This is a genomic window from Pseudomonas putida, from assembly GCF_001941965.1.
Lineage (GTDB): Bacteria > Pseudomonadota > Gammaproteobacteria > Pseudomonadales > Pseudomonadaceae > Aquipseudomonas > Aquipseudomonas putida_L.
Window position 1 is genome coordinate 393672 of record NZ_MKZO01000025.1, and the last position, 13932, is coordinate 407603.

At 65.8% G+C, this 13932-nt stretch carries 12 protein-coding genes; 9 read left to right on the forward strand and 3 right to left on the reverse strand.

What is annotated here, in order from left to right:
* Positions 1-2: 2 nt before the first annotated feature.
* Positions 3-1112 (reverse strand): carbon-nitrogen hydrolase family protein, encoded by a 1110-nt coding sequence (locus PSEMO_RS16005; RefSeq protein WP_075803948.1) that lies wholly within the window; start codon positions 1110-1112, stop codon positions 3-5.
* Between the two features lie 183 nt (positions 1113-1295).
* On the opposite strand from PSEMO_RS16005, the gene PSEMO_RS16010 reads away from it, so the two are divergent.
* Together PSEMO_RS16010 and PSEMO_RS16015 are read left to right on the forward strand one after the other, a co-directional pair.
* Positions 1296-3332, forward strand: coding sequence for an NADPH-dependent 2,4-dienoyl-CoA reductase (locus tag PSEMO_RS16010; protein ID WP_075803949.1), 2037 nt, complete (start codon positions 1296-1298; stop codon positions 3330-3332).
* A 130-nt stretch (positions 3333-3462) separates the two neighbouring features.
* Entirely contained in the window at positions 3463-4323 is an 861-nt protein-coding gene (locus PSEMO_RS16015) for a 1-aminocyclopropane-1-carboxylate deaminase/D-cysteine desulfhydrase (protein WP_075803950.1), read from the forward strand.
* On the opposite strand, the gene PSEMO_RS16020 is transcribed toward PSEMO_RS16015, so the two are convergent.
* Both PSEMO_RS16020 and PSEMO_RS16025 read right to left on the reverse strand, forming a co-directional pair.
* Entirely contained in the window at positions 4320-4868 is a 549-nt protein-coding gene (locus tag PSEMO_RS16020; protein WP_075803951.1) for a cytochrome b, read from the reverse strand. The genes PSEMO_RS16015 and PSEMO_RS16020 overlap by 4 nt on opposite strands.
* Before the next feature lie 111 nt (positions 4869-4979).
* Positions 4980-5930, reverse strand: coding sequence for a DUF1853 family protein (locus tag PSEMO_RS16025; RefSeq protein ID WP_075803952.1), 951 nt, complete (start codon positions 5928-5930; stop codon positions 4980-4982).
* Between the two features lie 116 nt (positions 5931-6046).
* Here PSEMO_RS16025 and PSEMO_RS16030 point away from each other — a divergent pair, with 116 nt between their 5' ends.
* From PSEMO_RS16030 to PSEMO_RS16060, 7 genes are all read left to right on the forward strand, one after another.
* Entirely contained in the window at positions 6047-6937 is an 891-nt protein-coding gene (locus tag PSEMO_RS16030) for an NAD(+) kinase (protein ID WP_042124167.1), read from the forward strand.
* The gene (locus PSEMO_RS16035) at positions 6934-7908 is read left to right on the forward strand and encodes a metallophosphoesterase (RefSeq protein WP_178392008.1); all 975 of its coding nucleotides are present in this window, start codon (positions 6934-6936) and stop codon (positions 7906-7908) included. The genes PSEMO_RS16030 and PSEMO_RS16035 overlap by 4 nt, the downstream gene beginning before the upstream one ends.
* Positions 7905-8780 (forward strand): rhomboid family intramembrane serine protease, encoded by an 876-nt coding sequence (locus PSEMO_RS16040; protein ID WP_075803954.1) that lies wholly within the window; start codon positions 7905-7907, stop codon positions 8778-8780. Before PSEMO_RS16035 ends, PSEMO_RS16040 begins: the two co-directional genes overlap by 4 nt.
* Positions 8781-8793: 13 nt before the next feature.
* On the forward strand, positions 8794-9054 hold the full coding sequence (locus tag PSEMO_RS16045; protein ID WP_075803955.1) for a YeaC family protein: 261 nt from the start codon (positions 8794-8796) through the stop codon (positions 9052-9054).
* The gene (locus PSEMO_RS16050; RefSeq protein ID WP_075803956.1) at positions 9051-9881 is read left to right on the forward strand and encodes a DUF2797 domain-containing protein; all 831 of its coding nucleotides are present in this window, start codon (positions 9051-9053) and stop codon (positions 9879-9881) included. Before PSEMO_RS16045 ends, PSEMO_RS16050 begins: the two co-directional genes overlap by 4 nt.
* A 29-nt stretch (positions 9882-9910) precedes the next feature.
* A complete protein-coding gene (gene pepN / locus PSEMO_RS16055; protein WP_075803957.1) occupies positions 9911-12568 on the forward strand; it encodes an aminopeptidase N in 2658 nt (885 codons plus the stop codon).
* A gap of 300 nt (positions 12569-12868) precedes the next feature.
* The gene (locus tag PSEMO_RS16060; RefSeq protein ID WP_075803958.1) at positions 12869-13918 is read left to right on the forward strand and encodes a WD40/YVTN/BNR-like repeat-containing protein; all 1050 of its coding nucleotides are present in this window, start codon (positions 12869-12871) and stop codon (positions 13916-13918) included.
* Positions 13919-13932 lie beyond the last annotated feature (14 nt).

Here is a 13932-nt window from a genome sequence, read left to right on the forward strand (position 1 = left end):
ACCTACAGCCACAGGTTGAGCAGGCGCGCGCCGTGGCTGGCGCTGGCGTGATACAGGGCGTTCAGGTTGGCGAACCCGAGACCTTCGCCGCGCACCTCCCAGAATTGCCCACGCAGGAACACACTCATGCTGGCGATCCCGGCCGGCACGGCGGTTTCGCTGAGGTGATACCAGGCCTGTTCCTCGCTGGTTTCACCGGGTTGCAGGTCCAGTTCCGCGGCGCGCTGCTGATGCCGGTTGCCCCGCCACGGCCCCTGCCAACTGCCGACGAACGCCGGGTTGGCGATGATCTGCACGTTCTGCGCGGCCAGTTGTTCATAGCTCGAGGGATACCAGGCGTCGCTGCCGATCAGCACGCCGAGACGCCCGGCGGGCGTGTCGATCACCTGCGGCGCAGAGCCCGTGCCCGGGTCGATGAAGCGCCGCACATTGCTGTCCGGGTATTGCTGGCGATGGACCTGGCCGAGCACCGCGCCGGTTCCCGAGAACACCAGGCTGGCGTTGTACAGGGCACCGGAGCCGGCACGCAGCGTCCCGTGATCGAGATAGGGCTCGGGCAGGACGATGGAGCCGGCCACCAGGGTCACGCCGAACTCCCGGGCCAGGTCGCCGAACAGCTTCTGGTAGTCCGCGGCCATCTGTCCGGCCTTCATGCGCAGGTGCGCATCGCCGCGGCGGTCGTCGCCGGTGGCGCTGTACATCGCCAGGCCATAACGCAGCGGGTTGCTCAGCTCCAGCCACTGGTAGGCCTCGCTCAGCCGGGTGACCTGGTACATCTCGCGCTTTTCGCCACGGGCCCAGAGCCAGGTGCCGATATGCTCCGGGAGCACGACCACGGTGCGCTCGTTGACCAGCCCCTTGACCCGCGCCTGCTCCAGGTACGCGGCAAGCTTGCGGTGCAGGCGGGTGAGGTTCTGGTAGTCGCCGGGGTAGAGGGTCGGCTCGATGCCGAGCAGGTTGCCCTGGCCGCTGGGCACGCCCTGGTCCAGCGCCAGCTCGACGCGCAGGTCGGACAGGTAATGACCCTCCGGGCGCTGCTCGGCCCAGAGCATGTAGCCACCGAAGGCGGCGAGGAGGACAAGCGCCAGGGCGCCTGAAAGAAGTTTGCGCATGAGGCGGACAAGGCCGGCAGGGAATTCGCCCCCAAGGGTAATCGCCCCGGTGCGTTTGGATCAATAACTTGTCACTTTCGGTCATTGAGCGGCGATGGAGCGCCCTTTAATGTCGGCTCCAGACAAATCGACGGGGCCCGCCAACGAGGTTCCCGCATTCCGTGATTCGCCGTGGAGATCATCATGACCGCCGCTCACTACCCGCACCTGCTCGCCCCGCTGGACCTTGGCTTCACCACCCTGCGCAACCGCACCCTGATGGGCTCGATGCACACCGGCCTGGAAGAACGCCCCGACGGCTTCGAGCGCATGGCCGCCTACTTCGCCGAGCGTGCCCGGGGCGGCGTCGGCCTGATGGTCACCGGTGGTATCGGGCCGAACGTGGAAGGTGGCGTGTACTCCGGCGCGGCCAAACTGACCACGCCTGAAGAGGCCGAAAAGCACAGGATCGTCACCCAGGCCGTGCACGAGGCCGGCGGCAAGATCTGCCTGCAGATCCTCCACGCCGGGCGCTATGCCTACAGCCCGAAACAGGTGGCGCCGAGCGCCATCCAGGCGCCGATCAACCCGTTCAAGCCCAAGGAGCTGGACGAGGAGGGCATCGAGAAGCAGATCGCCGACTTCGTCACCTGCTCGCAACTGGCCCAGAGCGCCGGCTACGACGGCGTCGAGATCATGGGTTCGGAAGGCTACTTCATCAACCAGTTCCTCGCCGCCCACACCAACCAGCGCACCGACCGCTGGGGTGGCAGCTACGAGAACCGCATGCGCCTGGCGGTGGAAATCGTCCGCCGGGTGCGTGAAGCCGTAGGGCCGAACTTCATCATCATCTTCCGCCTGTCGATGCTCGACCTGGTGGAAGGCGGCAGCAACTGGGACGAAATCGTGCAACTGGCCCAGGCCATCGAAAAGGCCGGGGCGACCATCATCAACACCGGGATCGGCTGGCACGAGGCGCGTATCCCGACCATCGCCACCAAGGTGCCACGCGCAGCGTTCAGCAAGGTCACCGCCAAGCTGCGTGGGGCGGTAAAGATCCCGCTGATCACCACCAACCGCATCAACACCCCGGAAGTCGCCGAGCAGGTGCTGGCCGAGGGCGATGCCGACATGGTCTCCATGGCCCGGCCGTTCCTCGCCGACCCGGAGTTCGTCAACAAGGCCGCCGAGGGCCGCGCCGACGAAATCAACACCTGCATCGGCTGCAACCAGGCCTGCCTGGACCACACCTTTGGCGGCAAGCTCACCAGTTGCCTGGTCAACCCGCGGGCCTGCCATGAGACCGAGCTGAATTACATCCCGGTCGCCAAGGTCAAGCGTATTGCCGTGGTCGGCGCCGGCCCTGCCGGTCTGGCGGCGGCGACGGTGGCCGCCGAGCGTGGGCATCAGGTGGTGCTGTTCGATGCCGCCGGGCAGATCGGCGGGCAGTTCAATGTCGCCAAGCGCGTGCCGGGCAAGGAAGAGTTCTACGAGACCCTGCGCTACTTCGATCGCAAGTTGCAGACCACCGGTGTCGAGGTCTGCCTGAACACCCGCGTCGATGCCGCGCAACTGGCGGCCGGCGGCTATGACGAGATCATCCTCGCCACCGGTATCGTCCCGCGTCTGCCGGCGATTCCGGGCATCGAGCATGCCAAGGTCATGACCTACCTGGACGTGCTGCTGGCGCGCAAGCCGGTAGGCCAGAAGGTGGCGGTGGTGGGCGCGGGCGGGATCGGCTTCGACGTCTCCGAGTTCCTCGTGCATGAAGGGGTTGCTACCAGCCAGGACCGTGCGGCGTTCTGGAAGGAATGGGGCATCGATACGGCGCTGGAGGCCCGTGGCGGTGTCGCCGGGGTCAAGGCCGCGCCCCATGCGCCGGCGCGCGAGGTGTACCTGTTGCAGCGCAAGAAGACCAAGGTCGGCGACGGCCTGGGCAAAACCACCGGCTGGATTCACCGTACCGGGCTGAAGAACAAGCGCGTGCAGATGCTCAACAGCGTCGAGTACCTCGGGATCGACGATGCCGGGTTGCATATCCGGATCGGCGAGGGCGAGCCGCAGGTGCTGGCGGTGGATAACGTGGTGATCTGCGCGGGGCAGGATCCGCTGCGCGAGTTGCAGGACGCGCTGGTGGCGGCGGGGCAGTCGGTGCACCTGATCGGTGGCGCGGATGTGGCGGCGGAGCTGGATGCCAAGCGGGCGATCAACCAGGGGTCGCGGTTGGCGGCAGAACTCTAAATACAGAGGGCCAGGCTTACACCGAACCTGTGGGAGCTGGCTTGCCAGCGATAGCTATGGTGAATTCACTGCAGCAATCGCTGGCAAGCCAGCTCCCACAGGGTTAGCGGTAGCCTGTAGAATTTGCGGCATGCTCAATCTCCCTCAAGCGCCTCTACAGCGCGTCTCCTTTCCCTGGCTTAGCGAAGCCGGTATCGAACTGGCCATCCTCCGCCTCGACCAGATCGACCCCCTGGTCAGCGGCAACAAATGGTTCAAGCTCCTCGAACACCTGCGCCTCGCCCGCCGAAACCAGGCCCCCGGTCTGATCAGTCTCGGTGGCAACCATTCCAACCACCTCCACGCCCTGGCCGCTGCCGGCCAGCGTTTCGGCTTCAAGACCGCCGGCCTTCTACGCGGCACCCCTCAGGACACCCCGACCACCCGCGACCTCGAAGCCTTCGGCATGCACCTGCACTGGCTCGGCTACGGCGGCTACCGCGCGCGCAACGAACCCGGTTTCTGGGAACGCTGGCAAGCGCTGTACCCCGGCTGGCACTGCATCCCCGAAGGCGGCGGTGGTGAATTGGGCAAGAAAGGCTGTGCCCTGATCGTCGAACAGGCGCGGGCGCAATTGCACACTATCGGCTGGAACGACTACGACGCCTGGTGGCTGGCCGCGGGCACCGGCACCACTGCGGCGGGATTGATTGCGGCGGAGGCCGGCGCCCGTCCGGTGCACGCGGCCATGGCAGTGCCCCAGGGGTACGGCGTGGAGCAAATGCTTTCCCATAACCTCCACGAAGCCAGCCGCGGCGGCTTCGCCAAGGCCGACCCCGAACTGCTGGCCTTCATCGAAGCGTGTGAAAAAGAGTCCGGCATCCCGCTGGAGCCCCTCTACACCGGCAAGGCCCTCATGGCCCTGAAAGAAAAAGCCGGATGCTTCCAGCGAGGCACCCGGCTGATCTTCGTCCACACCGGCGGCCTCCAGGGCCGCCGCGGTTTCGCTTAATCCTTGCCCGGCAGCATCCGCACCAGGGTGTTGTCCTTGCGCACATAGTGGTGATACAGCCCGGCCACGGCATGCAGGCCGATCAGCCAGTAGCCGATGGTGGCGCCCAGTTCATGCCAGCCCTTGACCGCACGGGCCAGGTCCTTGTCCGGCTGCACCAGCGCCGGCAGTTCGAAACCGTAGAAGGGAATCGGCTTGTCGGCGGCGCTGAGAATGGTCCAGCCGGCCAGCGGCAGGCCGATCATCAGGGCATACAGGGCCCAGTGCACCAGGTGCGACAGGCCAATCTGCCAGGCCGGCGGGGCCGGGACGATGCGCGGCGTCGGCCGGGTCACCTTGAGGAACAGGCGCAGCCAGACCAGCAGGAACACGGTCAGGCCGAGCATGAAGTGCAGGGTCTTCATCAGTTCCCGTTCCGGGCTGTCCTTGGGAAAGATGCCGCGAAACTCGATGCAGGCGTACACCGCCGCCAGCAACACCAGCATCAGCCAGTGCAGGGCCACGGACAGGCTGCCGTAGCGCTCCCGGGTATTGGTCAGGCTCATACGAACACGTCCTCGTCAGGTCACGGAATTGGGCGCTCTTGGCGGCGCCATCCCTACAGGGTAGATAGCTGAGCGCTATTACGGCAGAGAGTTCGCGGAAAAAAGACCGGGTCAAGCCGCCGGGGTCAAGTGCGGCCACTGGTCGGCGACGAGAAAGGCCCGTTCGGCCTCCAGCCAGTCGCCGTCTTCACCCGGTTCGAGGCGCACCATCAACTGTGCCTGGGCCTGTGGATCGAGGGCGGTCAGCCAGTCCTGCAACTTGCGTGCGCTCCAGACATCCTCCGCCGCCACCCGCGCCGGCCCGAGCCAGGCCTGGCGCGGCAGCAGTTGCCAGCGACCCTCTGGATGAGCCGCGTGGAACGCCGGCCAGTCGCGCTGATGTAGCCAGTGCCCCCGAAAATGTTGGGGATGTACACCCTGGGGCGAGTCGGCATCGACATGCCAGGGATAAAGCAGGTAACCGCCGAGCCACAGCCGTGCCTCTACCTGGTCCAGCCCCAGTCCGGCCAGCGCTTCGCGGCTTTCCGGGCGGGCCGAGATCGGCAACTGGTGCGCCGCCAGATGGTCCAGCTTGTGGCCCAGCCGGTCATGACAGCCGGGTCCGAGCCAGTGCGCCGGGTCGATCCCGCCGCCACTTTCCGGCCCGAGATAGAACTTGATCGCCAGTTCCAGATGATGCACGCCGTCGCGGTCGCGCAGGACGATATCCAGCTCGCCCAAGGTATGCCCGCCCTGGCGGATCTGCAGATTGGACGCCAGCAACTCCACCCCCGGTGCCTGCTGCAGGGCGAACTGCCAGAGTCGTTCGTAGTACATGCCAAGACGCCGGCTGGCCAGGTACGACAGCCAGTCGAGCAACGGCGCCGGATCGCGATCCAGCGCCAGCAGCCAGTCGCGCAGGGCCTGCGGGTCGTCCACCCAGCCACTGCCGGCCAGCGGATGGCGCTGCGGCCACGGCGCCTGGGCCAGCATCGGCGGCGACAGCAGCGCCCAGGCCAGGTCGCGGACTGCGGGCTGGCGCAGATGGCGGGGCAGGGCGTGGAGGTCGGCGAAGGGATTCATCCAGCGAGCATAGCCCTGTTTACCCCGCGCCGTTTGCCGCAGGGCGGGGCACTGGCCCATAATCGGGCCTTTGACCGTGCGTACTTTTGACCGTCGTTAGCCCAAGCAGGAACCCCATGGAGCAATTTCGCAATATCGGTATCATCGGCCGCCTCGGCAGCTCGCAAGTGCTCGATACCATCCGCCGCCTGAAAAAATTCCTGCTGGAACGGCACCTGCACGTGATCCTCGAGGACACCATCGCCGAAGTCCTGCCCGGCCATGGCCTGCAAACCTCCTCGCGCAAGCTGCTGGGCGAGGTCTGCGACCTGGTCATCGTGGTCGGTGGCGACGGCAGCCTGCTCGGCGCCGCCCGCGCCCTGGCCCGGCACAACACCCCGGTGCTGGGGATCAACCGCGGCAGCCTGGGCTTCCTCACCGATATCCGCCCTGACGAGCTGGAAGTGAAGGTCGCCGAAGTGCTCGACGGCCATTACCTGGTGGAAAACCGCTTCCTGCTTCAGGCCGAAGTGCGCCGCCACGGCGAGGCCATCGGCCAGGGTGATGCCCTCAACGACGTGGTCCTGCACCCGGGCAAGTCGACGCGGATGATCGAATTCGAGATCTACATCGACGGCCAGTTCGTCTGCAGCCAGAAGGCCGACGGCCTGATCGTCGCCACCCCGACCGGCTCCACCGCCTACGCCCTGTCCGCCGGCGGGCCGATCATGCACCCCAAGCTGGATGCCATCGTCATCGTGCCGATGTACCCGCACACCCTGTCGGGCCGGCCGATCGTGGTCGACGGCAACAGCGAGCTGAAGATCGTCGTGTCCCAGGACATGACCATCTACCCGCAGGTTTCCTGCGACGGCCAGAACCACTTCACCTGCGCCCCCGGCGACACCATCACGGTGAACAAGAAGCCGCAGAAGCTGCGCCTGATCCATCCGCTGGACCATAACTACTACGAGGTCTGCCGGACCAAGCTCGGCTGGGGCAGCCGCCTGGGTGGTGGAGGCGACTGATGCTCGATCCAGCGCGCAGTTTCGACCTGATCGGCGATGTTCACGGCTGTGCCCACACCTTGGAACGGCTGCTCGACGCCCTCGGCTACAAGCGCCAGGGCGGCGTGTGGCGGCATGCGCAGCGCCAGGCCCTGTTCCTCGGCGACATCATCGACCGCGGCCCGCGTATTCGCGAGGCCCTGCATATCGTCCATGACATGGTCGAGGCCGGCCAGGCCCACTGCATCATGGGCAACCACGAGTACAACGCCCTCGGCTGGACCACCCCGGCACCGCCCGGCAGTGGCAAGACCTTCGTCCGCGAGCACACGCCGCGGCACGCCCGGCTGATCGACGAAACCCTGACCCAGTTCGCGCAGCACCCCGGCGACTGGCACGACTTCCTCGGCTGGTTCTACCAACTGCCGCTGTTCGTCGATGCCGGGCGTTTCCGCCTGGTGCATGCCTGCTGGGACGGCCGGGTGATCGACACGCTGCGCCAGCAGTACCCGGACGGGCGCATCGACCCGGCCTTCGTCCAGGCCTCGGCCGAGTCCGACACCTTCGCCCACCTGGCCTGCAACCGCCTGCTGCGCGGCACCGACATGCGCCTGCCGGACGGCCTGACCCTGACCGGTGGCGATGGCCTGACCCGGGCCTTCTTCCGCACCAAGTTCTGGGAAGAAGACCCGCAGACCTACGGCGATATCGTGTTCCAGCCCGATGCACTCCCGGAGGAAGTGGCCAGCGCGCCGCTCAGCCGCACCCAGAAGAACGCCCTGCTGCGCTATGCCGAGGACGAGCCCCTGCTGTTCGTCGGGCACTACTGGCGCAGCGGCAAGCCGGCGCCGATCCGCGCCAACCTGGCCTGCCTCGACTACAGTGCGGTGTTGTACGGCAAGCTGGTGGCCTACCGGCTCGACAATGAAACGCGCATCGACCCGCGCAAGTTCGTCTGGGTCGATGTGGAACGGCCGGAGGCCAGTCAATGAATGTGGTTCCCATCCTGCAACTGCCGCTGAATGCCGACCTCAGCGGTTTCGTCCAGTTGCTGCGGCGCCTGCAGGTGATGCACCGGGTCACCGAGGAGCACGGCGAGCAGGTGCTCTGGGTCGAGCAGGCGCGGGCCGAGGAAATCCGCCGCCTGTACGAGGCCCACCCGGAAGGCGACGCCGATACCCAGGACCTGCCCCTTACCGCGCAGCCCGATGCCATGCTCCGCCCGGGCCTGGGCGAGCAGTTGCGCACCAGCAAGGTGACGGCCCTGGTGCTCCTGGCCTGCCTGATCGTCGCCGGTCTCACCAGCCTCGGCGAAAACTTCGCGACCATGCGCTGGCTGACTTTTCTCGATTTCCGCGTAGCCGGTGAGTACATCTACTTCATCCCGCTGGACACCAGCCTGCAGGCCAACCAGTGGTGGCGCCTGTTCACCCCGATGCTCCTGCACTTCAGCGTGCTGCACCTGGCCATGAACGCCGTGTGGTACTGGGAGCTGGGCCGCCGCATCGAATGGCGCCAGGGCCCGTTCAGCCTGCTCGGCCTGACCCTGGTGTTCGCCCTGGTGTCCAACGGCGTGCAATACCTGTTCAGCGGTCCGACCCTGTTCGGCGGCCTGTCCGGCGTGCTCTACGGCTTGCTCGGGCACCTGTGGATCTACCAGCGCCTGGCCCCCCATCCGCTGTATCGCATGCCCCGTGGCGTGCTGGTGATGATGCTGGCCTGGCTGGTGCTGTGCCTGACCGGCGTGATGTCCGTGCTCGGTTTTGGCGCCATCGCCAACGGCGCCCATGTCGGCGGCCTGTTGGTCGGATGCTTGAGCGGACTCTTGGGCGGGGCGCTGGCCCGGCGTAAACTGACGGCTTGATTTGGGAGACGCTATGTCCACTTTTGCGCAAATGATCGAAAACATCACACCGGAAATCTACGAGAGCCTGAAACTGGCCGTGGAAATCGGTAAATGGGCGGACGGGCGCAAGCTCACTGCCGAACAGCGCGAGCTGTCCCTGCAGGCGGTGATCGCCTGGGAGATGCAGAACCTGCCGGAAGACCAGCGCACCGGCTACATGGGCCCGCAGGAATGCGCCTCGAAGTCCATCACCGTGCCGAACATCCTGTTCAAGTCGGATGCGATCCATTGATCGAACTCGGCCGTGGTTCCATTCGCAAGATGACCGCGCGTCTCGAGACGCCGGTCGTGCAATACGCTTTCCGCCTGGATGAACTGGAAGTACCGGTCAACCCGCTGATCGGCCAGACCCTGCGCCTGGAATACCTGGGCGCCATCCATTGCAGCCACTGCGGGCGCAAGACCAAGACCAGCTTCAGCCAGGGCTACTGCTACCCGTGCATGACCAAGCTGGCCCAGTGCGACGTGTGCATCATGAGCCCCGAGCGCTGCCATTACGACGCCGGCACCTGCCGCGAGCCGTCCTGGGGCGAGCAGTTCTGCATGACCGACCATGTGGTCTACCTGGCCAACTCCTCGGGGATCAAGGTCGGCATCACCCGCGCCAGCCAGTTGCCGACCCGCTGGCTCGACCAGGGCGCCAGCCAGGCCCTGCCGATCCTGCGGGTCGCCACCCGCCAGCAGTCCGGCCTGGTCGAAGACCTGCTGCGCAGCCAGGTGGCCGACCGCACCAACTGGCGCGCGCTGCTCAAGGGCGACGCCGAGGCGGTGGACCTGGTGGCCATGCGCGACCAGCTGTTCGACAGCTGCGGCGACGGCATTCGTGGTTTGCAGGAGCGTTTCGGCCTGCAGGCGATCCAGCCGCTGACCGATGGCCAGCCCCTGGAAATCCGCTATCCGGTCGAGGCCTACCCGAGCAAGATCGTCAGCTTCAACCTGGACAAGAACCCGGTGGCCGAAGGCACGCTGCTGGGGATCAAGGGCCAGTACCTGATCTTCGATACCGGCGTGATCAATATTCGCAAGTACACGGCCTATCAACTGGCCGTGCATCAGTAAGCCGTGAATCAGCAAAAAGGACCCGCCACATGCGCACCGAACAGCCGCAAGTGATCTACCTCAAGGACTATCAGGCGCCTGAGTACCTGATCGACGAAACCCACCTGACCTTCGAGCTGTTCGAGGACCACACCCTGGTCCACGCGCAACTGGTCATGCGCCGCAACCCGGCCCGTGGCGCCGGCCTGCCGCCGCTGGTGCTGGACGGCCAGCAGCTTGAGCTGCTGAGTGTCGCCCTCGACGACCAGGCCCTGGCCGCCGGCGACTACCAGCTCGACGACAGCCACCTGACCGTGCAGCCGAAGAGCGAGCAGTTCACCCTCGACACCAGCGTGCGCATCCACCCGGAAAGCAACACCGCGCTGGAAGGGCTGTACAAGTCCAGCGGCATGTACTGCACCCAGTGCGAGGCCGAAGGCTTCCGCAAGATCACCTACTACCTCGACCGTCCGGACGTGATGAGTTCGTTCACCACCACCGTGATTGCCGAACAGCACCGCTACCCGGTCCTGCTTTCCAACGGCAACCCGGTGGGCAGCGGCCCGCAGGAAGATGGCCGGCACTGGGCGACCTGGGAAGACCCGTTCAAGAAGCCGGCCTACCTGTTCGCCCTGGTGGCCGGCGACCTCTGGTGCGTCGAAGACAAGTTCACCCGCCAGTCCGGGCGTGACGTGACCCTGCGCATCTATGTCGAGCCGGAAAACATCGACAAGTGCCAGCACGCCATGACCAGCCTGAAGAAGTCCATGCGCTGGGACGAAGAGGTCTATGGCCGCGAGTACGACCTGGACATCTTCATGATCGTCGCGGTCAATGACTTCAACATGGGCGCCATGGAAAACAAGGGCCTGAACATCTTCAACTCCAGTTGCGTGCTGGCCCGCGCCGAAACCGCCACCGACGCCGCGCACCAGCGGGTCGAGGCGGTGGTCGCCCACGAATACTTCCACAACTGGTCGGGCAACCGCGTGACCTGCCGCGACTGGTTCCAGCTGTCGCTCAAGGAAGGCTTCACCGTGTTCCGCGACGCCGAATTCAGCGCCGACATGAACTCGCGCACGGTCAAGCGCATCGAGGACGTCGCCTACCTGCGTACCCACCAGTTCGCCGAAGATGCCGGCCCGATGGCCCACGCGGTGCGCCCGGACAGCTTTATCGAGATCTCCAACTTCTACACCCTGACCGTCTACGAGAAGGGTTCGGAAGTGGTGCGCATGGTCCGCACCCTGCTCGGGGCCGACGGCTTCCGCAAGGGCAGCGACCTGTACTTCGAGCGTCACGACGGCCAGGCGGTGACCTGCGACGACTTCATCAAGGCCATGGAAGATGCCAATGGCGTCGACCTGACCCAGTTCAAGCGCTGGTACAGCCAGGCCGGCACGCCGCGCCTGGCGGTCAGCGAAGCGTATGACGCCGCCGCGCAGACCTACAGTCTGACCTTCCGCCAGAGCTGCCCGGAGACCCCGGACAAGGTCGAGAAACTGCCATTCGTGATCCCGGTCGAGCTGGGCCTGCTGGATGCCGAGGGCAACGACCTGCCGCTGCGCCTGCAAGGCGAGGACGCTGCCGTGGGCACCAGCCGCGTGCTGTCGGTGACCGCAGCCGAGCAGACCTTCACCTTCGTCGGTATCGCTGCCAAACCGTTGCCGTCGCTGCTGCGTGGCTTCAGTGCGCCGGTCAAGCTGTCGTTCCCGTATGACCGCGACCAACTGATGTTCCTCATGCAGCATGACAGCGACGGTTTCAACCGCTGGGAAGCCGGCCAGCAACTGTCGGTGCAGGTGTTGCAGGAGCTGATCGGCCAGCAGCAGAAGGGCGAGCCACTGGTGCTCGACCAGCGTCTGGTCAAGGCCCTGGGCAGCGTGCTGGGCAATGACAGCCTGGACCAGGCCATGGTCGCCGAGATGCTTTCGCTGCCGAGCGAGGCCTACCTCACCGAGATCAGCGAAGTCGCCGATGTCGATGCTATCCATACCGCTCGCGAGTTCGCCCGCAAGCAACTGGCGGACCAGCTGTTCGACGGCCTGCTGGCGCGTTACCAGGCCAACCGCGAGATCTCGCGCAAGACCGAGTACGTTGCCGAGGCCGAGCACTTCGCCCGTCGTGGCCTGCAGAACATCGTGCTGTCGTACCTGATGCTCAGTGGCAAGCCGGAGGTGCTGGCGGCGACGCTGGAGCAGTTCGACGGTTGCGACAACATGACCGAGCGCCTGACGGCCCTGGCCGTGCTGGTCAACTCGCCGTTCGAGGCCGAGCGGGCCAAGGCGCTGGAAGCCTTCGCCGAGCACTTCAAGGACAACCCGCTGGTCATGGACCAATGGTTCAGCGTCCAGGCCGGCAGCACCCTGCCGGGCGGGCTGGCGCGGGTGCGCAAGCTGATGGAGCACCCGGCGTTCACCATGAAGAACCCGAACAAGGTGCGGGCGCTGGTCGGCGCGTTTGCCGGGCAGAACCTGGTCAACTTCCATGCGGCGGATGGTTCGGGGTATCGCTTCCTGGCGGATATCGTCATCGAGCTCAATGCGCTCAACCCGCAGATCGCCTCGCGGCAACTGGCGCCGCTGACCCGCTGGCGCAAGTACGACGCGGCGCGGCAGGCGCTGATGAAGGGCGAGCTGCAGCGCATTCGCGATTCGGGGCAGTTGTCCAGCGATGTATTCGAGGTGGTGAGCAAGAGCCTCGCCTGATCCAAAAGCCCGGTCGTCAGACCGGGCCCTATCGCTGGCAAGCCAGCTCCCACAGGTTCACCACTGTCCTTGAGAGCAGCGCTGTACCTGTGGGAGCTGGCTTGCCAGCGATAGGGCCATCAGCCACACCATCAAACTCCCCCTGCCTCCTTCCGATAACAAAAGATAACGTCCCGTTCGTTGTCAGCCCTTCGCAATCCCCATTAGGATGGCCATCAGCTATTGCAGGGCTCTGGAACACGCTTTTCGCAGTACCTGCATCTGGAATCACCCACATAACAAGAACCGGGGGACAGATCGATGACCGAGCCTCTTATAGCAGCGCAGCACGGCACGCTGCGCGCACGGCCATGGGCACTGGCAGCCAGCATGAGCCTGCTGCTGACCATGGGTTTCTGGGCCGACAGCCTCGAGGCCGCCACCTCGCCGGAGCCGGAGGTCTGGTCCACCGTCTCCGCCAAGTCCGACCAGGGCCTGCTGCTCGACGTGACCAAGGCCGGCGCACGCCTGGTGATGGTCGGCGAACGCGGTCATATCCTCTTCTCCGACGACCAGGGCGCCACCTGGACCCAGGCCAGGGTGCCGACCCGGCAACTGCTTACCGCCGTCACCTTCGTCGACGACAAGCACGGCTGGGCCGTCGGCCATGACGCGCAGATCCTCGCCAGCAGCGACGGCGGAGCGACCTGGAGCAAGCAGTTCGAAGACCTCTCCCGCGAAGCACCCCTGCTCGACGTCTGGTTCGAAAACACACAGCACGGCCTGGCCATCGGTGCCTACGGCGCCATGCTCGAAACCACCGACGGCGGCCAGCACTGGCAAGATGTCGGCGAGCGTCTCGACAACCCCGACGGCCTGCACCTGAACGGCATCGCCCGGGTCAAGGACGCCGGCCTGATGATCGTCGGTGAGCAGGGCTCGATGTTCCGCTCCAGCGACGACGGCCAGACCTGGGAAAAACTCGAAAGCCCCTATGAAGGCTCGTTCTTCGGCGTGATCGGCACGGCGCAACCCAACACCGTGCTGGCCTACGGTTTGCGCGCCAACCTGTACCGCTCCAGCGACTTCGGCAGCACCTGGCAGCCGGTCAGCCTGCAAACCAGCCGCGGCCCGCTTCAATTCGGCCTGGCAAGCGCTACGCTTCTCGATGATGGCAGTCTGGTATTGGTGGGCAATGGCGGCAGCGTCCTGCGCAGCAGCGACGATGGCCAGACCTTCAGCGTGTTCAACCGTACCGACCGCCTGGCCCTGGCTGGAGCCAGCGGCCTGTCCGACGGCAATCTGATCCTGGTGGGGCAGGGCGGCGCACACTACGCCACCGCCACCGGTGCCGAGAGGGCGCAACCATGACCGTTCGGGAGCCG

Coding starts and splice junctions, on each gene's coding strand:
- PSEMO_RS16005 (WP_075803948.1), bottom strand. CDS start 1,112: ATGCGCAAACTTCTTTCAGGCGCCCTGGCGCTTGTCCTCCTCGCCGCC.
- PSEMO_RS16010 (WP_075803949.1), top strand. CDS start 1,296: ATGACCGCCGCTCACTACCCGCACCTGCTCGCCCCGCTGGACCTTGGC.
- PSEMO_RS16015 (WP_075803950.1), top strand. CDS start 3,463: ATGCTCAATCTCCCTCAAGCGCCTCTACAGCGCGTCTCCTTTCCCTGG.
- PSEMO_RS16020 (WP_075803951.1), bottom strand. CDS start 4,868: ATGAGCCTGACCAATACCCGGGAGCGCTACGGCAGCCTGTCCGTGGCC.
- PSEMO_RS16025 (WP_075803952.1), bottom strand. CDS start 5,930: ATGAATCCCTTCGCCGACCTCCACGCCCTGCCCCGCCATCTGCGCCAG.
- PSEMO_RS16030 (WP_042124167.1), top strand. CDS start 6,047: ATGGAGCAATTTCGCAATATCGGTATCATCGGCCGCCTCGGCAGCTCG.
- PSEMO_RS16040 (WP_075803954.1), top strand. CDS start 7,905: ATGAATGTGGTTCCCATCCTGCAACTGCCGCTGAATGCCGACCTCAGC.
- PSEMO_RS16045 (WP_075803955.1), top strand. CDS start 8,794: ATGTCCACTTTTGCGCAAATGATCGAAAACATCACACCGGAAATCTAC.
- pepN (WP_075803957.1), top strand. CDS start 9,911: ATGCGCACCGAACAGCCGCAAGTGATCTACCTCAAGGACTATCAGGCG.
- PSEMO_RS16060 (WP_075803958.1), top strand. CDS start 12,869: ATGACCGAGCCTCTTATAGCAGCGCAGCACGGCACGCTGCGCGCACGG.